The organism is Streptomyces sp. WAC04114, from assembly GCF_019733245.1.
Lineage (GTDB): Bacteria > Actinomycetota > Actinomycetes > Streptomycetales > Streptomycetaceae > Streptomyces > Streptomyces massasporeus_A.
On sequence record NZ_JAIGQA010000003.1, the window covers coordinates 55,449 to 74,704 of the forward strand.

At 69.4% G+C, this 19,256-nt stretch carries 21 protein-coding genes and 1 riboswitch; of the genes, 9 read left to right on the top strand and 12 right to left on the bottom strand.

What is annotated here, in order from left to right:
- Positions 1-16: 16 nt before the first annotated feature.
- On the bottom strand, positions 17-469 hold the full coding sequence (locus K4G64_RS01970; protein ID WP_221754272.1) for a GNAT family N-acetyltransferase: 453 nt from the start codon (positions 467-469) through the stop codon (positions 17-19).
- A 57-nt stretch (positions 470-526) separates the two neighbouring features.
- On the bottom strand, positions 527-991 hold the full coding sequence (locus K4G64_RS01975; RefSeq protein ID WP_221754273.1) for a MarR family winged helix-turn-helix transcriptional regulator: 465 nt from the start codon (positions 989-991) through the stop codon (positions 527-529).
- 142 nt (positions 992-1,133) lie between these two features.
- Here K4G64_RS01975 and K4G64_RS01980 point away from each other — a divergent pair, with 142 nt between their 5' ends.
- The gene (locus K4G64_RS01980) at positions 1,134-2,342 is read left to right on the top strand and encodes an MFS transporter (RefSeq protein ID WP_221754274.1); all 1,209 of its coding nucleotides are present in this window, start codon (positions 1,134-1,136) and stop codon (positions 2,340-2,342) included.
- A 69-nt stretch (positions 2,343-2,411) separates the two neighbouring features.
- Positions 2,412-2,834, top strand: a complete 423-nt coding sequence (locus K4G64_RS01985) for a heme-binding protein (RefSeq protein WP_221754275.1) — start codon at positions 2,412-2,414, stop codon at positions 2,832-2,834.
- Positions 2,835-2,918: 84 nt separating this feature from the next.
- On the opposite strand, the gene K4G64_RS01990 is transcribed toward K4G64_RS01985, so the two are convergent.
- Positions 2,919-3,782, bottom strand: a complete 864-nt coding sequence (locus K4G64_RS01990; protein ID WP_221754276.1) for a GNAT family N-acetyltransferase — start codon at positions 3,780-3,782, stop codon at positions 2,919-2,921.
- A gap of 594 nt (positions 3,783-4,376) precedes the next feature.
- Between K4G64_RS01990 and K4G64_RS01995 the strand changes: the two genes are divergently transcribed.
- On the top strand, positions 4,377-5,978 hold the full coding sequence (locus K4G64_RS01995; protein WP_221754277.1) for a globin domain-containing protein: 1,602 nt from the start codon (positions 4,377-4,379) through the stop codon (positions 5,976-5,978).
- A gap of 8 nt (positions 5,979-5,986) precedes the next feature.
- Here K4G64_RS01995 and K4G64_RS02000 read toward each other — a convergent pair whose 3' ends face one another.
- From K4G64_RS02000 to K4G64_RS02020, 5 genes are all read right to left on the bottom strand, one after another.
- Entirely contained in the window at positions 5,987-6,469 is a 483-nt protein-coding gene (locus tag K4G64_RS02000) for an NUDIX domain-containing protein (RefSeq protein ID WP_031102717.1), read from the bottom strand.
- A gap of 122 nt (positions 6,470-6,591) precedes the next feature.
- Positions 6,592-7,497, bottom strand: coding sequence for a LysR family transcriptional regulator (locus K4G64_RS02005; RefSeq protein ID WP_221754278.1), 906 nt, complete (start codon positions 7,495-7,497; stop codon positions 6,592-6,594).
- Between the two features lie 197 nt (positions 7,498-7,694).
- Positions 7,695-8,834 (bottom strand): cystathionine gamma-lyase, encoded by a 1,140-nt coding sequence (locus tag K4G64_RS02010; RefSeq protein ID WP_221754319.1) that lies wholly within the window; start codon positions 8,832-8,834, stop codon positions 7,695-7,697.
- Between the two features lie 104 nt (positions 8,835-8,938).
- On the bottom strand, positions 8,939-9,433 hold the full coding sequence (locus K4G64_RS02015; RefSeq protein ID WP_221754279.1) for a low molecular weight protein-tyrosine-phosphatase: 495 nt from the start codon (positions 9,431-9,433) through the stop codon (positions 8,939-8,941).
- 6 nt (positions 9,434-9,439) lie between these two features.
- Complete coding sequence (locus K4G64_RS02020; RefSeq protein ID WP_221754280.1) at positions 9,440-9,817, bottom strand: phage holin family protein; 378 nt, start codon at positions 9,815-9,817, stop codon at positions 9,440-9,442.
- Positions 9,818-9,877: 60 nt separating this feature from the next.
- Between K4G64_RS02020 and K4G64_RS02025 the strand changes: the two genes are divergently transcribed.
- The 4 genes from K4G64_RS02025 to K4G64_RS02040 all read left to right on the top strand — a co-directional run bounded on the left by K4G64_RS02025 (position 9,878) and on the right by K4G64_RS02040 (position 12,159).
- On the top strand, positions 9,878-10,195 hold the full coding sequence (locus K4G64_RS02025) for a cupin domain-containing protein (RefSeq protein ID WP_221754281.1): 318 nt from the start codon (positions 9,878-9,880) through the stop codon (positions 10,193-10,195).
- A 164-nt stretch (positions 10,196-10,359) separates the two neighbouring features.
- Positions 10,360-10,572 (top strand): DUF5326 family protein, encoded by a 213-nt coding sequence (locus K4G64_RS02030; RefSeq protein WP_020271174.1) that lies wholly within the window; start codon positions 10,360-10,362, stop codon positions 10,570-10,572.
- Positions 10,573-10,892: 320 nt separating this feature from the next.
- Positions 10,893-11,627 (top strand): IclR family transcriptional regulator C-terminal domain-containing protein, encoded by a 735-nt coding sequence (locus tag K4G64_RS02035; RefSeq protein ID WP_308122193.1) that lies wholly within the window; start codon positions 10,893-10,895, stop codon positions 11,625-11,627.
- A gap of 97 nt (positions 11,628-11,724) precedes the next feature.
- Positions 11,725-12,159 (top strand): SsgA family sporulation/cell division regulator, encoded by a 435-nt coding sequence (locus K4G64_RS02040; RefSeq protein ID WP_030849994.1) that lies wholly within the window; start codon positions 11,725-11,727, stop codon positions 12,157-12,159.
- A 151-nt stretch (positions 12,160-12,310) separates the two neighbouring features.
- Here the strand turns inward: K4G64_RS02040 and K4G64_RS02045 are convergent, their stop codons facing one another.
- Positions 12,311-14,008, bottom strand: a complete 1,698-nt coding sequence (locus K4G64_RS02045; protein WP_221754282.1) for a YibE/F family protein — start codon at positions 14,006-14,008, stop codon at positions 12,311-12,313.
- 72 nt (positions 14,009-14,080) lie between these two features.
- A riboswitch (TPP riboswitch) is annotated at positions 14,081-14,270 on the top strand.
- Between K4G64_RS02045 and thiC the strand changes: the two genes are divergently transcribed.
- Positions 14,263-16,065, top strand: coding sequence for a phosphomethylpyrimidine synthase ThiC (gene thiC / locus K4G64_RS02050; protein WP_260459872.1), 1,803 nt, complete (start codon positions 14,263-14,265; stop codon positions 16,063-16,065). (Overlaps the previous riboswitch by 8 nt.)
- Before the next feature lie 185 nt (positions 16,066-16,250).
- Here the strand turns inward: thiC and K4G64_RS39765 are convergent, their stop codons facing one another.
- Positions 16,251-16,454 (bottom strand): hypothetical protein, encoded by a 204-nt coding sequence (locus tag K4G64_RS39765; RefSeq protein ID WP_260459873.1) that lies wholly within the window; start codon positions 16,452-16,454, stop codon positions 16,251-16,253.
- A gap of 207 nt (positions 16,455-16,661) precedes the next feature.
- Here K4G64_RS39765 and K4G64_RS39770 point away from each other — a divergent pair, with 207 nt between their 5' ends.
- Complete coding sequence (locus K4G64_RS39770) at positions 16,662-16,790, top strand: hypothetical protein (protein ID WP_260459894.1); 129 nt, start codon at positions 16,662-16,664, stop codon at positions 16,788-16,790.
- Between the two features lie 191 nt (positions 16,791-16,981).
- Here K4G64_RS39770 and K4G64_RS02060 read toward each other — a convergent pair whose 3' ends face one another.
- On the bottom strand, positions 16,982-17,848 hold the full coding sequence (locus tag K4G64_RS02060) for a hypothetical protein (RefSeq protein ID WP_221754283.1): 867 nt from the start codon (positions 17,846-17,848) through the stop codon (positions 16,982-16,984).
- 182 nt (positions 17,849-18,030) lie between these two features.
- Positions 18,031-19,122, bottom strand: a complete 1,092-nt coding sequence (locus K4G64_RS02065) for a metallophosphoesterase (protein ID WP_260459874.1) — start codon at positions 19,120-19,122, stop codon at positions 18,031-18,033.
- Between the last annotated feature and the right edge of the window lie 134 nt (positions 19,123-19,256).

Below are 19,256 nucleotides of genomic sequence, written 5' to 3' on the forward strand. Positions count from 1 at the left end.
CGCCCACGGATATCGGTCACAGTTGGAGTTTGAAGCCGGTGTGGGAGCCGGTGAACCCGAGCCGTTCATAGAAGCGGTGGGCGTCGGCGCGGGTCTTGTCGGAGGTCAGCTGGACCAACTGGCATCCCTGGCCCCGGGATACTTCGATCGCCCACTCGATGAGCTCGGTTCCCAGGCGGCTGCCGCGCTCGTCCGCGTGGATGCGCACCCCTTCGACGATCGACCTGGTGGCGCCGCGCCGGGAGAGTCCGGGAACGATCGTGAGCTGGAGCGTGCCGACGATCCTGCCCTCCCTGACCGCCACCACCAGGCGCTGATTCGGGTCGGCGCTGAGCCGCTCGAGCGCGGACAGGTAGGGGGCGAGGTCGTCCGGTGACTCGCGCTGTGCGCCCAGTGGGTCGTCCGCGAGCATGGCGACGATCGCCGGTACGTCGTCAGCGACGGCGGCACGTATTTCAAGATCTCCCATGGCCGCACCCTACGCAGGGACAGTCGCCCGTGGAGAGGTGATCACGCAGGGCGCGTTCTAGGCGGGCACCGGAGCCTTCAGTGTCTCCACGACCCGGACCAGCGGGGCCAGCTCGGGGTTTTTCGCCGCATCGTCGAGGGCCTCGCGCAGGGCGGTGTCATTGGTCGGCCGTGCCGCTTCCAGCAGCTCAAGACCTGCCGCGGTGACGTTCGTGTAGATGCCCCGGCGGTCGGTGGGGCACAGGTAGCGCTCCAGGAGACCGCGGTCTTCCAGTCGGGTGACCAGGCGTGTGGTGGCGCTCTGACTGAGGACGACCGCGTCGGCGACCTGCTTCATCTGCAGGTGCCCGCCGTCCCCGTCGTGCTGCCTGCTCAACACGTCCAGCAGGGAGTACTCGCGCGCGCTGAGGTCGTGCCCGGCCTGCAGGGCGCGCTCGATGTGGGCCTCGATCCTCCCGTGGAGCAGGGAGAGGGCGCACCAGCTCTGGGCGAGAGCGGTGAGCGCGGGGTCCGTCGCTGTCATTGGCGTTTCCTCCGTCCCGGAGTGGCTGCCACCCAGGATAGAGCACACCCCGCAATTGACGGCGGTTGCATATAACCCGCGTCTGCAACTATTGTGGACGCACGCAAAGTGCTCCTGCAATCGTCTGGGAAGGTACCCCTCCATGCCTCTCGCGCTTCTGGCCCTCGCGATCGGGGCCTTCGGGATCGGAACGACGGAGTTCGTGATCATGGGCTTGCTGCCCGAGGTCGCGGGCGACTACGGGGTCTCCATCCCCACGGCCGGATACCTGGTGACGGGCTACGCGCTCGGCGTCATGTTCGGCGCCCCGCTGATGACCGTGCTCGGCACCAAGATCTCCCGCAAGCGGATGCTGATGCTGCTGATGGGCCTGTTCATCGCCGGCAACCTGCTCTCGGCACTCGCCCCGGCCTTCTCCGTCATGCTGATCGGCCGGATCGTCGCCTCGCTGGCCCACGGTGCCTTCTTCGGTATCGGCTCGGTCGTCGCAGCCGACCTCGTCGCCCCCGACAAGAGGGCCGGAGCCATTGCGATGATGTTCACCGGTCTGACCGTCGCCAATGTGGTCGGCGTTCCGCTGGGCACGCTGGTCGGGCAGTCCGTCGGCTGGCGGGTGACCTTCGGCCTTGTCGCCGCCCTCGGCGTCATCGGCCTGGCCGGCATCGCCCGGCTCGTCCCCGACATGCCCAAGCCGGAGGGCGTGCACCTGCGGCACGAGCTGGCCGCGTTCAAGAACGTGCAGGTCCTGCTCGCGATGGCCATGACCGTCCTCGGCTTCGGCGGCGTCTTCGCGGCCATCACCTACATCGCGCCGATGATGACCCACGTCGCAGGCTTCGCGGACGGCTCCGTCACCTGGCTGCTGGTCCTCTTCGGCCTCGGCATGGTCGGTGGCAACCTCGTCGGCGGCAAGTTCGCCGACCGCGCCCTGATGCCCATGCTGTACGTCTCCCTGGGCGCCCTGGCCGTCGTCCTGGCGCTGTTCACCATCACCGCCCACGACAAGCTGCTGTCGGCGATCACCGTCGTGCTGATCGGCGCTTTGGGCTTCGCCACCGTGCCGCCGCTCCAGAAGCGGGTCCTCGACCAGGCGCACGGTGCCCCGACGTTGGCCTCCGCCGTGAACATCGGCGCCTTCAACCTCGGCAACGCGCTGTCCGCATGGCTCGGCGGCCTCGTGATCGCGGCCGGTCTCGGCTACACCGCCCCCAACTGGGTCGGTGCCGTCCTGGCCGCCGGGGCGCTGGTCCTGGCGTTCCTCTCGGCCGCCCTGGAGCGCCGTGCCGGTGGCTCCACCACCGTCGTCACGGGATCCGCGCCGGCAGAGCAGAGGGCCACTGCCCACCACTGAACAACCGGATCAGCCCGCCACACCCCACGATCCGGCACTACCAGCAAGTCATAAAGGAGAACCCCCCTCATGAGCACCACCACCGCTGTCGCCCCGCTGACCACCCATGACGCAGACGCCCTCGTCGCCGCCGCCCACCGTGCCGCGGAGGCCGCAGGCGTCACCGTCAGCGTCACCGTCCTGGACGCGGGCGGCCATCTGCTCGCCTTCCGGCGCGACGACCGCGCGGTACTGATCTCCGGCGAGACCAGTACCCGCAAGGCCTACACGGCCCTCCAGCTGAACGCGCCCACGGCCGACCTGGTCGACGCGGTACAGCCCGGCGGCCTCTTCCACACGCTGCCGACCGCGCTCGACCGCCCCCTGCTGTTCATCGCGGGCGGTGTGCCGGTGCACCGCGACGGCCGCCTGATCGGCGCGATCGGCGTCGGCGGCGGTGCCCCGGAGCAGGACCACGGCTTTGCCACGGCCGCCGTGGAGGCCCTCGCCTGACCGGGCTCCTTCAGCGCGAGGCCCCTCAGTGCAGCGGCCCCGGCTCCCCGATCCCCGGAGAGCCGGCGCCGCCGTATCGGCTCGTCAGCCCGCCGCGACCGTGACCGGCGCGAACCGCCGGGTCCAGTCTCCGGGCAACTCGGTGATGCCGTACGCCATCACCGAGTTGAAGGCCACGGGCTCCAGACCGCGCTCCTTCACCCATGCCAGGAGTTCCTCATGCCGCACGTCGATGTCGGTGCGCAGGGGGCGGTCGGTGTGGGCGGCCAGGGAGGCGATGAGCGCCTGGGCCACCGATGTGTCGCGTGCGATGAGCGGGCCGACGACGTGGGTATTCATGTTGGGCCATGCGCCCGCGTACCCGACGATCCGCCCGTCCTCCTCGGCCACCCGCAACTGATCGGCGAAAGCGGGAAGGCGGGTGACGATGTGCGTGCGATCGGTCCCGAACACCTGCTCGTCGAGGCGGAGGATCTCGGTGAGGTCCTCGGCGGTGGCGGCCCGAGTGGCGACCCGCGGCTCCGGTCCACCGGGAGTGAAACGCCCGATGACCATCTCGGCCCGTCCGGTGACCTTGAATCCCAGTTCCTCGTAGAGGGGGCGGCCGTTCGGCGTCGCGTGCAGGGTGAGGGGCGTAGTGCCCACCGCGGAGATGACGTGACGCATCAGACGACGTCCCACACCCTGCCGTGAGTGCCGACCGGCGACCAGGACCATGCCGATCGCGGCGAGGGAGGGGTTCTGGGGGCCGTACTCGGTGACGACGCAGGCGCTCACGAGACCGCCTTCGGGGTCGTCGATGCCGTAACCCTTCCCGGCTGTGAGGAGGAAGCCCCACTTGTGCTCCTCCCGTGGCCACCCCCGGTCCTCGGACAAGTCGGAGCAGGCAGCTTGATCGCGGAGCGTCAGACGGCGGATGGGCAATGAGGCAAGGGAAGGAGTCGACACGCAGGTCAGGCTGTCTGACATGGCCCCCCGGCGTCCACCTCTTTCAGAGGAGTCATGCGAGCTTCTGGCCAGTTGTCGCCGACCGCACACGTCGCGGACCACCGCTGCATGTTTCACGTGAAACACGTAAGAACACCGGATGTCGGATCGAGGCGCTGAACGGGGTCTTCTTGTCCCATAGTTGACGGACTTGATGGTTCGCCGCGTGCCCGTATTCGTGACGAGGCGAGGGGGGACTTGTGTGCGCGGCGGTGGCCGGTAGGGTCGACTCCGGTTCGCATCCGGGATGGGACGACGCATCCCGCGCGGGCCGAGTGAAGGGCAACGCAGCCTAACGGGACGGAGAGATCGAAGACCCGCGTTTCCGGTTATGCGACGGAAGCGTCATGGCGAGTGGGAAGCTCGATGAGAGTTGCTGCGGCCAGTGTCACACTCTCGCCTTACTTGTCCGTACGGAGCCGGAATACGGGTTGAATGTGGCCGCATTGGCCGCGACAGGGATGGGAACACAGACCGTCCACGGGGGAAAGCAGGCACCTTCCGACCTGGGGAAGTGCGCAGACCGACCGAAAGATGCTCGAGGCGAGGCACACCATGGACGCTCCGACCACCACGTCGGCCGACAACGGCACTTCTGGCGGCGGGGGCGGCTGGTTCACACCCCGCAAGAACCCGACGGCACCGCCGGACAGCGACGCCGGAACCGCGGACAGGCCGGCAGAAGGGCGTCGACCGGCCGCGATACGCCCGGTCGGCAGGCCCGGCGCCGCCTCGGAAGGACCGGCAGACGACACCTCCGCGCCCACCGACGGCGCGAGCAGGGGCGCGCCGGAGGGGGGTGGAGCTCCGAAGTCGATACCCCGGTCCGCCCCTCCTGCCGCGCAGCACGCCCCTTCCCCAGCGGTCTCGAGCCTTGCCACCGCTCCGTCGCCGGGCCCCGTACCGACAGCGCTCACCCCGACGCCCTTCGCCTCCACCGTGGCTCCACCGCCCACGGCTGCCGCCGAGGAGCAGGTTCCCGCCCAGCGGCCCGCCCCGATCCCGCGCGCAGAAGAGGTCACCCCCACGCCGGCCGAAGCGGGGTCCCCGGACGCCGTCCTCATTCGCCGCGCCATGGCCGAGGTCGCCCCGGTCTCCGACAAGGTGACCTCGTACTTCTACGCCCTGCTCTTCGTCCGCCACCCCGATCTTCGGTCGCTGTTCCCGGCCGCGATGGACACCCAGCGGGACCGGCTGCTCAGAGCGCTGCTCACGGCCGCCGAACACATCGACAACAAGGAAGTCCTCGTCGACTACCTGCAGAACCTCGGCCGGGGCCACCGGAAGTACGGCACACGGGCCGAGCACTATCCGGCCGTCGGCGAGTGCCTGATCGGCGCACTGAGCAAGTACGCCGCCGGAGTCTGGAACCCGGAGATGGAGGCGGCCTGGGTCCGGGCCTACACCACGATCTCCCAAGTCATGATCGACGCGGCGGCCGCGGACGAACTGCGTTCGCCGGCCTGGTGGTACGCCGAGATCGTCACGCACGACATGAGAACCCCGGACATCGCGGTCGTCACCGTCCGCCCCGACCAGCCGTACCCCTTCCTCGCCGGGCAGTACACCAGCCTGGAGACCCCCTGGTGGCCGCGGATCTGGCGGCACTACTCCTTCGCCTCGGCGCCCCGCTCCGACGGTCTGCTGTCGTTCCACGTGAAGGCCGTCCCGGCGGGCTGGGTCTCCAACGCCCTGGTGCACCGTGCCCGCCCCGGCGACATCATCCGCCTCGGCCCGCCGGCGGGTTCCATGACCGTGGACCACACCACCGACAGTGGTCTGCTCTGCGTGGGCGGTGGCACGGGCATCGCGCCCATCAAGGCCCTGGTCGAGGACGTCGCCGAGCACGGTGAACGCCGGTCCGTCGAGGTCTTCTACGGAGCCCGCACCGACCACGACCTGTACGACATCGACACCATGCTCCGCCTCCAGCAGACCCACCCGTGGCTGGCGGTCAGAGCGATCATCGACCAGCAGGCGCACCAGCAGTTGCCGGACGCGGTACGCGCCTACGGACCGTGGAACGAGTTCGACGCCTACCTCTCGGGTCCGCCCGGGATGATCCGCAGCGGTGTGAACGCCCTGCGGGACAGCGGCATCCCGTCGGACCGCATACGGCACGACTCCGTCGAGGAACTGGTCGCTGCCGGAAGCTGATCCGCGTCTCAGCCCAGGTCGGGCGCATGCATCGCCAGGACGCCCTCGATGTTGCCGTCGAGGTAGTGCCGCAGCGACAACGGCACGAGATGGACGGAGGCGATCCCGACCCGGGTGAAGGGCACGCGCACGATCTCGTACTCGCCGACCGGCGCGTCGACCTCGGGGCCGTGGCGCAGAGACGGATCCATGGACTCCAGACGGCAGACGAAGAAGTGCTGCACCTTCACGCCCGTCGCGCCGCCGTCCTCCCCGATGTGCTCCATGGTGTCCACGAAGCAGGGCACCACATCGGTGATCTTCGCGCCGAGTTCCTCGTACACCTCGCGGTGCAGGGCGTCGACGACGGTCGAATCGCTGGGTTCGACTCCACCGCCGGGGGTGAGCCAGTAGGGATCCACACCCGGCTTGGTGCGCTTGATCAAGATCAGGTCGGCGCCGTCCAGCAGAATGGCGCGGGCGGTGCGCTTGACCACGGGTCGGACGGTCATGAGTGAAATGTGGCCCGGCTGGTTCCACGTGAAACATCGCGAAACGTCACCGGCCGAGCTCCCAGAGTGAAGTGGGCTCCCGAGCGCCCCGGCCCGTCGGCCGAAGCCCGCCCCTGAAGGCCTCAGCACCAGTCGGCCGAAGCCTGCTGCAACCACTCGTGAGCCCGCGCGATATGAGGCATGGCGAGCGTCCCGGTGCGGACCACGAGGAAGTACGTGCGCAGCGGCGGCACGGCGGGCTCGTACAGGGAGACGACATCGCCCCGCTCCAGCGCCGCGGCGCAGAGGTAGCGGGGCAGCACCGCCAGTCCGGCGCCCGCGACCGCGCAGGCCAGGACCGCACGCAGGTCGGGGACGATCACTGTGCCCGGGGCGGCCGGGGGCGAGTCGAAGACGGAGGCCCAGTAGCGGGAGACGAACGGCAGCGACTCGTGCACCTCCACCACAGGCACCTTCTCGAGGGCCGGATCCGGCCTGTGGTCCGGCTGACCGGTGCCGATCTGCTCGGCCCAGCGCGGTGCGGCGACCAGGACGTGCTCCTCGTCGCAGAGCGCAGTCGCCGTGAGCAGCGGGCCGCGAGGCTGGGCGGTGCTGATGGCCAGATCATGATGTCCGGCGGAGAGCCCCTCCAGGGTTTCCTCGGCGTTCCCGAAGGACGCGCGCAGGGCGAAGCCCTGGCCGTCCTCGCCGGTCAGCTCGGTGAGGGCGGGCAGGGCTCGTTCGGCCGTGAATTCGGGTGGGCCTGCGAGGTGCAGCGTCCGTAAGGAGGATTCGTCGTCGAGGCCGGTCTCGGTGATCTCCACCAAGGCGTCGAGATGAGGTGCGGCCTTGTGGGCGAGTTCGTCGCCGATGCTCGTGGGGGTCACGCCTCGGGCCTGTCGCAGGAACAGGGGGCGGCCCAGCTGCCGCTCCAGTGTCCGTATCTGCGAGGTGACGGCAGGTTGGGAGAGACCGAGCAGAGCGGCGGCGCGGGTGAAGGAGCCGGCCCGGTGCACGGTCACGAAGGTCCGCAGCAAGGCCAGATCCACCGCACACACTCCCTCTTCGGCCCCCGCTCCAGCCCCCCCGGCCGCGCTCAACTATAAATAAGTCGATAGGTCTCTGTCGCTACTGTGATTGGACACTGACAGAGAGTCAACTAGCCTTGGTCGCGCGGTTCTTGCGCGCGGAACCGGGGGACGGTCCGAGCCACGAGGGGGGAGGCTCGGACCGTCCGTGACGAGGGTCAGGCGGCCGACGCGTCCAGCGCCCGCAGCACATCCGCCACCAGGTCCTCCGGATCCTCGGCGCCGACCGACAGGCGGACGAAGCCCTCCGGCACCGCGTCCCCGCCCCAGCGTCCACGCCGTTCGGCGGTGGACCGCACCCCGCCGAAGCTCGTCGCGTCGTCCACGAGCCGCAGCGCGTCGAGGAAGCTGTCGGCACGCTCGCGCGTGGGCAGCGTGAACGACACCACGCACCCGAAGCGCCGCATCTGGCGCGCGGCGATCTCGTGCGAGGGGTCGTCCGGAAGTCCCGGGTAGCGCAGCCCCGTCACGTCGGGTCGCTCGCGCAGCGCCTCGGCGACCGCCAGGGCCGTCGCGCTCTGCCGGTCGACCCGCATCTGGAGCGTCGCGATCGAGCGGTGCGCGAGCCAGGCCTCCATGGGCCCGGGAATGGCGCCGACGATCTTGCGCCAGCGACGCACGGCGGCCATGGCCTCGGCGTTTTGGCCGACGACATAGCCCAGGAGGACGTCACCGTGGCCGGTGAGCTGCTTGGTGCCGCTGGCCACCGCGAAGTCGGCGCCGAGCTCCAGCGGACGCTGGCCGAGCGGTGTCGCGAGGGTGTTGTCGACGGCCACCAGGGCACCACGCGCGTGTGCCGCCTCGGCGAGCCGCCTGATGTCGCACACGTCGAGCCCGGGGTTCGACGGGGTCTCGATCCACAGCAACCGTGCCCCGTCGAGGACGTCCAGCTGGGCGTCGCCGCCCGTCGGCGCGGTGCGCACCTCGATGCCGTACGCCTCCAGCTGTGCACGGACCAGCGGCAGCGCCTGGTAGCCGTCGTCGGGCAGGACGCACACGTCACCGGTGCGCAGCTGGGAGAAGAGCACGGCCGAGATCGCGGCCATGCCGGAGGCGAAGACGAGCGTTTCGGCACCCTCCTCGCCAGGCGCCTCCAGCTCGCCGACGGCGCGCTCCAGCAGCGTCCAGGTCGGGTTCTCGTCGCGGCCGTAGGTGTAAGGGCCGGTGGGGTCGCCCGGCAGGTGGAAGTGGGCGGCGAACACGGGGCCGGGCAGCGTCGGCTCGTGCTTGACGGGCTCGGGCAACCCGGCTCGCACCGCGCGCGTACCGTCTCCGGCGCCCGCGGCCGACTGGCCCATGGAGCCCGTCGGCTGGGCTGCGGCGGCCGTCACCTCGTCCGCAGCGCGCGTCGCCTCGTCCGCGGCGCCCGCCGGGTTGTCTGCGGCTCCCGTTGCGGAATCGCTCATGCCGTCTGTGCCTCCACGTCCTTGCGCACTGCGGCGAGCAGACCGGTGCTCGCCGCCTCCACCATCTCAAGACACTCCTCAAAGCCGTCCATGCCCCCGTAGTAGGGGTCTGGTACGTCGAGGTCGTCGTCGCCGGCGGCGGGGTCGTACGAGCGCAGCAGCCGCACCTTCTCCGCGTCCTGCTCCGTGGGCGCGAGCCGGCGCAGGGCCCCGAGGTGGCCGGAGTCGAGGGCGATCACCAGATCGAGGCGGGAGAAGCAGGACGATCGGAACTGCCGGGCCGTGTGGTCGCCGGTGTAGCCGTTGTCCTCCAGGACGGCCACCGTACGCGGATCGGCTCCGTCGCCCTCGTGCCAACCGCCCGTGCCGGCGCTGTCGACCTCCACGAGCTCGTCGAGCCCCGCCTCCGCCACCCGCGCGCGGAAGACGATCTCGGCCATCGGGGAACGGCAGATGTTGCCCGTGCAAACGAAGCAGACCCGGTACTTCATGTCCGCTCAGTCCCCGTCGGGCAGCACGACGTGCAGCGCCCAGGAGACGACCGAGATGATCAGACCGCCCACGACGGCCGTCCAGAAGCCCTCCACGTGGAAGCTCAGGTCGAGCGTGTCCGCCAGCCACGAGGTGAGCAGCAGCATCAGCGCGTTGACGACCAGCGTGAACAGACCGAGCGTCAATATCAGCAGCGGCAGACTGAGGAGCTTGACGAGCGGCTTGACCAGGAAGTTCACCAGGCCGAAGAGCAGCGCGACGATGATCAGCGTGCCGACTTCCTTGACCGTGCTGTCACCGGTCAGGGTGATCTTGTCGAGCAGCCATACGGCGACCGCCAGGGCGCCCGCGTTGGCGACTGTCTTGACTACGAAATTCTTCATGTGTCTGATCGTGGCAGACCTGATCGGACGCGGGCACAAGAGGCAGGGGCGGACAAGGCGATGAAGGCATTCCGGCTGGATGAACTGGAGGCGGAGCGCGCCGCCAACGAGGGCGCCTACCTGCAGTTTCTGCGAGAGCAGAACATGTCGGTCGGCTTGTACGCCCTGGACGCGGGCGAGCAGGATCCACAGAAGCCGCACAATCAGGACGAGGTCTACTTCATCGTGAGCGGCCGTGCGGCGATCACCGTCGGTCTGGAGACGACCCAGGTGGCGCGCGGCAGCGTGGTCTACGTGCCGGCGGGCGTCGCCCACAAGTTCCACCACATCACCGAGGACCTGAGGGTGCTGGTGGTGTTCTCTCCGCCCGAGAGGTGACGGGCCGCCTCAGGGTTCCCTAGGGGTTCGGTCAGGGGAGGACAAGGGGTGCGAGGCGCCCGTTCGCCCCCTCCCGGACCTAGCATCGAGTGCAGGACATCAGAGATCCAGAAGGACCGACAGGACCCGGCACTCGAACGGGCGGAGAGGTAAGGACGAGGGCGATGCGAGAGATCTTCACGGGACTGCCGTGGTGGGTGAAGTGGATCGCGGTGCCGGTCATCGCCCTGGTCGTGTTCGGCGGGCTGATCGCCAGTGTGGTCGGGTTCGTCATCGGACTGCTCTTCAAGGTGCTGGTCTTCGTGGCACTGGTCGGCGGACTGATCTACGTCGTACGGAAGTTCACATCGAGCTCTTCGTCGCGCAGCGACTGGTGAGGCGCGTGGGAAACCGGTGGGGGTAGCGGGAAACGCCTGGAATCACCGGTTCCCTCGGGCGGGGGAAGTTTCCCGGCGGGGTCCTGTGCACGCGGTGGCAGGCGAATAGAGTCCGGAACTCGACGCGGGGACTTCCCCGCGAGCGGCATTCACCCCCACCCGTGTTCCTCCGCACGGGCTGCCCCCTCGCGCTTCGGGAGAGCCCCTTGGTCCCGGCTGACACCGCCCCCGTTCACCTCCGCACCGTCCCCGCGCAACCTCGCTCGGCGGCACCTCCAGGTCCACCGCCCCCCTCCGCACCACCACCTCCGCCGACCCTCATCGGATCCGTGCAGCGCGCGATGCGCCTGCTGGAGACCGTCGCCGGGCACGAGTACGGCGCCCCCGCCAAGCAACTGGCCCGCGAGACCGGGCTGGCACTGCCCACGACCTACCACCTGCTGCGCACGCTCGTGCACGAGGGCTATCTACGCCGGGACAAGGGCCTGTTCTTCCTCGGTGCGGCCGCCGAGCGGCTGAGCAGCAGCGGAGCGCGGCAGAAACGTCGCAGCACGGTCGTCGACGCGCTCGCCCACTGGCGGGACGTCCTGGGCGTGCCCGTGTACTACGCGGTCTACCGCGAGGGCGAGATCGAGGTCGTGTGCGTCTCCGACTCTCCTGGCACCCCGGCGGTCGAGGAGTGGGCCGACTTCCGCGAGACCGGGCACGCACACGCCGTCGGCCAGTGCCTGCTGTCCCAGCTGGACGAGGAAGCCCGCCGGGACCACCTCGACCGCTACCCGGTGCAGCCCCTCACGCCGTACACGGTGCGCGACACCCACAGCCTGCTCCGGCGCCTGGAGCGCATCCGGCGCATGGAACCGGTGACCGAACGTCAGGAGTACGCCCTGGGCACCGTCTGCGCCGCGATTCCGCTCACGCTCGGCACCACGGCAGCGACGATGGCCATCTCACTCCCCGCACACCAGGCCGATCGTCTGCTGCCCGCGGCGCGGCAGTTGCAGGCCGAGATCGGGGCGATGCTCGGCTCACTCGCGCTCTGTATCAGTATGTGAAAACTCACTCCTTGTGATCTGCTGTGTACGTTCAGCAAGATTCCACAAGTGTCAGAGGTTCGTTCCCGGCCAGTCACGGCGAATGACGGGGTTATCGATGCGCGAGTCCGTGCAAGCAGAGGTCATGATGAGCTTCCTCGTGTCCGAGGAGCTCTCCTTCCGCATTCCGGTGGAGCTGCGCTATGAGTCCAGTGATCCCTATGCCGTCCGGCTGACGTTCCATTTGCCCGGTGATGCCCCGGTGACATGGGCTTTCGGGCGGGAGTTGCTGATCGACGGTGTGGGCCGGCCGTGCGGGGAGGGCGATGTGCGGGTCACGCCCGTCGACCCCGACGCGCTGGGCGAGGTGTTGATCCGGCTTCAGGTGGGCAGTGACCAGGCGTTGTTCCGGTCGTCGACGGCACCGCTCGTCGCTTTCCTCGACCGTACGGACAAGCTGGTGCCGCTGGGGCAGGAGGGCTCGCTCGCCGATTTCGATGCGCACCTCGACGAGGCGCTGGATCGCATCCTCGCCGAGCAGGGCGCTGGTTGAGACATGGGCCCGGCGGCACGGTGGAGTAACGCTTCACCGGATGCCGCCGAGCTGTGCAGGAACGCTTCTTCCTGCGATCTTCGTATGACCGGGCGATCCTCTTGCGGGCCGGGCGGCGGAGGACGGGGCGCCGTCGTCGGCCAAGGGGGCGTCAGCGCTTGCGGCGTCGGCCCCTGCCGGCGCGCGCGGGGACGGCAGATGCTTCCACGGCCGGCTCCGCGCCGGGGCGGTCGGCGGAGACCACCAGCGCCGCCAGAGCCGTGGTGACCGGCACCGAGGCGACCAGGCCGATCGAACCGACCAGCGTGCGCACGATCTCTTCCGCGACCAACTCGCTGTTGGCGACCGTCCCCACGCTGCTCTGCGCGATCGAGAACAGCAGCAGCAGCGGCAGTGCGGCACCCGCGTAGGCGAGGACGAGCGTGTTGACGACCGAGGCGATGTGATCGCGGCCGATCCGGATGCCCGCGCGGTAGAGCCCGCGCCAGCCCATCGAGGGGTTGGCCTCGTGCAGTTCCCAGACCGCCGAGGTCTGCGTGACCGTCACGTCGTCGAGCACGCCCAGCGAGCCGATGATGACGCCGGCGAGCAGCAGACCGCTCATGTCGATCGTCGGGTAGAGGCCGTGGATCAGGCCGGTGTTGTCGTCGGTGTTGCCGCTCAGGGCCGCCCAGTCGATGAACACCGAGCCCAGGATGCCGATCAGAAGCAGCGAGATCAGGGTGCCCAGCACGGCCACCGATGTCCTGGCGGACAGGCCGTGGCACAGATACAGAGCGATGAGCATGATGGCGCTGGCGCCCACCACGGCCACGACCAGTGGGTTCGAGCCCTGCAGGATCGCGGGCAGGATGAAGAAGTTCAGCACCATGAAGCTGATGGCCAGCGCGACCAGGGCCATGACGCCCCGCAGTCGTCCGACGACCACGACGGCGATCGCGAAGATGCCGGCGAGCAGCCCCATGGGCAGACGGCGGTTGATGTCGGTGACCGAGTACTGCAGGTCCTTCGGCGCCGAGGGCTCGTAGGCGACCACGACCTCCTGGCCCTCGTGCAGCTGGCGGGACTGGTCGGGCTGGACGATCTCGGTGAACGTACGGCCCTTGTCGTCGCCGCTGTCGACCCGGATCGTCGCCCGCTTGCAGGTGCCCTGCTCCTGCTGCACCGCTGAGGAACCCTCGGCGGTGGAGGTGTCGCCGGTCGGCGGGACGCCCGAAGCGCCGGCCTCCTTGCAGCTCACCTCGACCACCTTGGTGACCGTGGCGTCCTGGGTCTGCCGGTCGAAGCCGACGCCGGTGCGCTCGTGCGACGGAGCGCCGCCCGGCCACAGCACGGCGAGGCCGACCAGGACCGCCGCGGCGAACGGGATCAGGATCGCCGCGATGACCTTGCGCAGGTGCCGGGATACGGGCGTGGCCGGGCCGTGGCTGTGGGAGTGCCCGTGCCCGCCACCCGGGGCGGGACCGGGCCCGTGACCGTGTCCGTCGCCACCGCCGTGCCCGCGTCCGTCGCTTCCGCCCTGACCGTGCCCGCCACCTCCACGAGGTCCGGAGCCGTGCCCGTCACCGGGGCCCTGCCCACCGGCGGGGCCGCCAGGGCCGCTGTGGCCACCGGAGGGACCGGCACCCTGGCCGCCACCGGCGCCCGGCCCGTACTCACCACCGGGGCCCGAGCCGGGGCCGAAACCCGCGTCACGCCCGTACTCGAGCCCGGGGCTCCGCCCCCCGGTCGGCCCGTGTCCGGCCGGGGCGGCGAAATCATGGCCGTCACCGCGGCCGTTGCCGTTTCCGGTGCCGGACCGGCGGGGCGGTTCGGGCGGTGGGTAGGGGGGACGCTGCGTCGTGGTCACCGCCCGATCATCGCAAGAACGAGGGGGGCCCTCTGTTCACCGCGCCAGAATTGCCGCTAGCGTGGAGGCACCTTTTGTACACGCGGGAGCTCGGAGCACCGGGCTGAGAGGGCGCTGACCTCCGTCCCAGCGATGTTTCACATGAAACATCGCCGGACTCGAGTGATGTTTCACACGAAACGTCGCCGGACGGAAATCGCTGCGTCGACCGCCGAACCTGTTACCGGGTAATGCCGGCGTAGGGAGTAGGTCTCATGACCAGCAAGGACGCACGCACGCCTGCCTCCGTTCAGGACGAGAAGTCCGAGGAGGCCGGGAAGTCCATCGGCTGGCACAAGGCGTATGTCGAGGGCACCCGCCCCGACCTGCGCGTGCCGGTCCGTCAGGTGCACCTCACCAACGGCCAGTCGGTCACGCTGTACGACACGTCGGGCCCGTACACCGATCCGCTCGTCGACACCGACGTCCGCAGGGGCCTGTCGCCGCTGCGCGAGAACTGGATCATCGCCCGCGGCGACACCGAGGAGTATGCGGGCCGTCCCGTCCGCCCCGAGGACGACGGCATCAAGCACACCTCGCCCCGTGGCGGCCTCCGCAACCTGGACGCGGTCTTCCCCGGCCGGCCCCGCCAGCCGCGCCGCGGGAGGAACGGCGAGGCGGTCACCCAGCTCGCGTACGCCCGTCGCGGCGAGATCACGCCCGAGATGGAGTACGTCGCCATCCGGGAGAACGTGGCGCCGGAGGTAGTGCGGGACGAGATCGCCGCGGGCCGTGCCGTGCTGCCGGCCAACGTCAACCACCCGGAGATCGAGCCGATGATCATCGGCAAGCGGTTCCTGGTGAAGGTCAACGCCAACATCGGCAACTCGGCGGTGACGTCCTCCATCGAGGAAGAGGTCGAGAAGATGACCTGGGCGACCCGCTGGGGCGCCGACACGGTCATGGACCTGTCCACCGGCCGCAACATCCACACCACGCGCGAGTGGGTGCTGCGCAACTCCCCCGTCCCCATCGGCACCGTGCCGCTCTACCAGGCCCTGGAGAAGGTCGACGGCCGGGCGGAGGAGCTGACCTGGGACATCTACAAGGACACGGTCATCGAACAGGCCGAGCAGGGCGTGGACTACATGACGGTCCACGCGGGAGTGCGCCTGGCGTACGTGCCGCTGACGGCGAACCGCAAGACCGGCATCGTCTCCCGCGGCGGCTCGATCATGGCCGCCTGGTGCCTCGCACACCACAAGGAGTCGTTCCTGTACGAGAACTTCGAGGAGCTCTGCGAGATCCTCGCGGCCTACGACGTCACGTATTCGCTCGGCGACGGCCTCCGGCCCGGCTCGATCGCGGACGCCAACGACGAGGCGCAGTTCGCGGAGTTGAGGACGCTCGGGGAACTCAACCGGATCGCCAAGCGTTTCAACGTACAGACCATGATCGAGGGCCCGGGCCACGTCCCGATGCACAAGATCAAGGAGAACATCGACCTTCAGCAGGAGATCTGCGATGAAGCTCCGTTCTATACGCTCGGCCCGCTGACCACGGACGTCGCACCGGCGTACGACCACATCACCTCCGGCATCGGTGCCGCGATGATCGCCTGGTGGGGCACGGCGATGCTGTGTTACGTCACGCCCAAAGAGCACCTGGGCCTGCCGAACCGTGACGACGTCAAGACCGGCGTCATCACCTACAAGATCGCCGCCCACGCAGCCGACCTCGCCAAGGGACACCCGGGTGCGCAGGAGTGGGACGACGCGCTGTCCGACGCCCGGTTCGAGTTCCGGTGGGAGGACCAGTTCAACCTGGCCCTCGACCCGGACACGGCACGGGAGTTCCACGACGAGACCCTGCCCGCCGAGCCGGCCAAGACGGCTCACTTCTGCTCGATGTGCGGTCCCAAGTTCTGCAGCATGAAGATTAGCCAAAGCATCACAGAGCGGTTCGGTGGTGCGGCGGCTGAGGGAGCCTCGTCCGAGGAGATCGCTGAAGGGATGCTCCGGAAGTCGAAGGAGTTCGCGGCGAGCGGGAACCGGGTCTACCTGCCGCTGGCGGATTAGTCGGAGCCGTGTGGGACGGCCCGCGGCTCGTGTAGTCGTGGGCCGTTCTGTCCGGCCTGCAGGGCACGGATCTGCCTACGTGCGCAACGGCAGAGCGTCTGTTGAAGGGCTGGACGACGACGTCAGTCCCCTGGTCGTGGACCGGGCGCGATTCCTGTGAGCCGGCTCCTGGATCTCGACTCCATCTAGTCGCCGGCTCCGAGATAGAGCCTCGCCAGACGGGGCAGTCGCCGATACATCTCATTCGCGTCGTCGAAGTCGAAGTCTTCCCCCATGTCTGTTGCATCGACGTCCTGATGAGCAGCTGACCGGTACCCGGCCCAAGCCTCGTTGAAGGCATCCGGGTTTCCCGTAAGGCGTTCGAAGGCGCCATCGGCGGCGTAGTTCACGTCCTCGTAGAACAGTGCCTCGTCACGGTGGCTGCTCGCGGCTGCGATGACAGCACCAGGGCCTCGTCGAACGGCACGCCAGAGATGGCGGCCGACGAACGCGCGGATTCGATAATGCTCCAGAACCGGTCAGTATTCATGGCGGTGCACTGTGCCATCCGGGTACGACAACGGGGTGGCGGTGACTCCGGTCTGGACTTGTTCAGCATGAAGATCTCGCAGGACATCCGCCGTGAACACGGCGGCACCCGGAACGAGATCGAGGAGGGCATGGCCCTGAAGTCGAAGGAGTTCGCGGCGAGCGGGAACCGCGTGTACCTGCCCATCGCGGACTGACCCATCGCGGACTGACTCGGCCGCGCACAGGCCCGGGGCCGTTGGTCCCCCGGCCTGTGGGTCCGCCCGCTCGGGTCCCGGGTCCGCCCGTTCGGACGCGCCCACGCCGACGGCCCACGCGGATCCGCCCACTCGATCCGCCCACTCGATCCGCTCGATCGAGCCGCGAGGTCGGAGGGGCACGACGGGGCTTACTCCTGCTGGTGCTCCGGCCCGCCGAAGTCCGGGCTGCTGTAGTCCGGACTGCTGAAGCTGGGGCGCGAGCCGCGGTCGCCGTCGTCCGGGCTGGTGAACCCCGGCCGTCCGTAGCCGAGGTGCGGCATGCGGCTGACCGGCGTGGACGAAGGCGTGTGGTGCAGTGCTGTCGCCGCGCCGGGGTCGACCAGAGCCTCCCGCAGGAAGGGCAGGATGCCGCGCTCCAGCAGGGCCTCGTGCCAGGCCTCCTTGGCCTGGGCCACCTCGCCCCGCAGTTCGCCGTACGACCCGCCTTCGGCCGTGGGCTTGTTGCGCAGGGCGGTGAGCAGCAGCCCCACGGCGGCGACGAGGATCGCGACCGCGGTCACGGCGCCGAACACCCAGCCCGTGGTGAGCATGGTCCGGGCGAACCCCTGCTCGGGGTCGAGCATCCGCAGAATGTAGCCGACGAGCAGGAAGATCGCCGCGGCCGTTCCGGCCAGGACGGGTGCGAGCACGGCGACGACGGCGACGGCACCCGCGCCGGCGGTCTCGGCGACCCCTCCCGTGGTCGCGGCGAGCCCCGACACGTCCGTACCCGGCTCGGAGGAACGGGATTCACGCAGGGCCGGTGAGCCGGCCGATGCCGGTTGCCGCAGTTCGTCGCGGACCTTGACGTAGTGCTGGTACTCCGTCGACGCGGCCGCCGTGATGAGCGCGGTGGCGTTCAGCGCCATGGTGCGCAGCTGTTCGGAGTTGAGGCGCTGTCCTACAGCGGCCAGTTCCGGACGGTGTGGTGCGGAGCGCAGCGCCTCATCGAGGATCCGCTCGTATTCCTGGCGGTCCTCGCTCAGCAGGTGCTGCGGAACGCTGTTCATGTGCATCCCCCGATGCTCCGTAGGGCTTGGGGCTCGGCATGCTGACGAGCCGTCGGGCAGAAACGGAGGGGAGCCTGCTACGGATAAGCCGATGGTAGAGCGGCGACGGTATGCGGTGACAGGGGGTTTACCGAAATTGGCTCCTCACCGGCCCGTCCTCCGACCGGGAGCGCCGGCCCGGTGAACGTTCACGTATCCAGCGGCAGTTGCTGGACCAGCAGCTTTCCGGCCATGGTCACGCCGCCGTCCATGGCGATGGCGAGTCCGTCGGCGTAGACGTGCGGTCCCTCGATCACGGGGTCGCGGTTGTCCTCGTCGTCCTCGGAGCCGACCTCGCCCAGCAGATACGGAATCGGGCTGTGCCCGTGAACGATGCGGGTGCCGCCGTACGTATCGAGCAGGGAGCGCACGGCGTCGGCGCCGCCCTCGTCGCGGAAGGAGAACCGTTTGGTGAACTTGCGGAACAGGTCCCAGACCTCGTCCGCGTCGTTGCGGGTGATCGTCTCGCGGACTGTGTCGTTGACCTCTTCGATGGAGCGGCCGTAGTCGAGGTAGGCGGTGGTGTCGGAGTGGACGAGCAGGTGGCCGTCGACCTCCTCGATGGCGTCGAGGCGGGACATCCACTGCAGGTGGTGGTCCTGGAGGCGGTCCATGTCGGTCTTCTGGCCGCCGTTGAGCAGCCAGGCCGCCTGGAAGGTGGCGGTGCCCGCGCCGGAGTTGACGGGGGTGTCGCCGAACCGCTTCGCGCCGAGCAGCAGCAGCTCGTGGTTGCCCATGAGCGCCTTGCAGTAGCCACCGGCCGCGGCGGCCTCGGCGGACAGCCGCATCACCAGGTCGATGACGCCGATGCCGTCGGGGCCGCGGTCGGTGAAGTCGCCGAGGAACCACAGCCGGGCGGTGCCCGCGCACCAGTTGCCGGCGGCGTCGAGCAGGCCCTTCTCCTGGAGGGCCGACACCAGCTGGTCGAGGTAGCCGTGCACGTCACCCACGACGTACAGCGGGCCCTGCCCGGTGGAGGTCTGCGGGGCGGCGGCGGTCTCGGGGTCCACGGTCACCTGGACAGTGTCACCCCGATTGACGACGGGAAGGTCGCGCTGGGTCGGCGTGTACCCCTCGGGGTAGGCCTCCTCGCGCGGCGGGGCGACCTCGCCGGGGTGGACGCTGTGGACGTGCGGACCGGCCTCGTGGACGTACGCGGGCACCCGGAAGTCGCGCAGCGTCGCCGTCCGCTCCACCTCGGGTCCCTGACCGGCCCCCTGAGTCATCGACCCCTCCACCATCGCGCCGCTTTGCACCGCATCGGACTGCCTGGTCGTAGCGGCCCGCGGGTGTCGTGGGCCCATCATAGGAATGCGGATCGCGCCATGTGATGACCCAGGGGTGGTGAATCAGAGCAAGAGTCCAGTTCACCGCG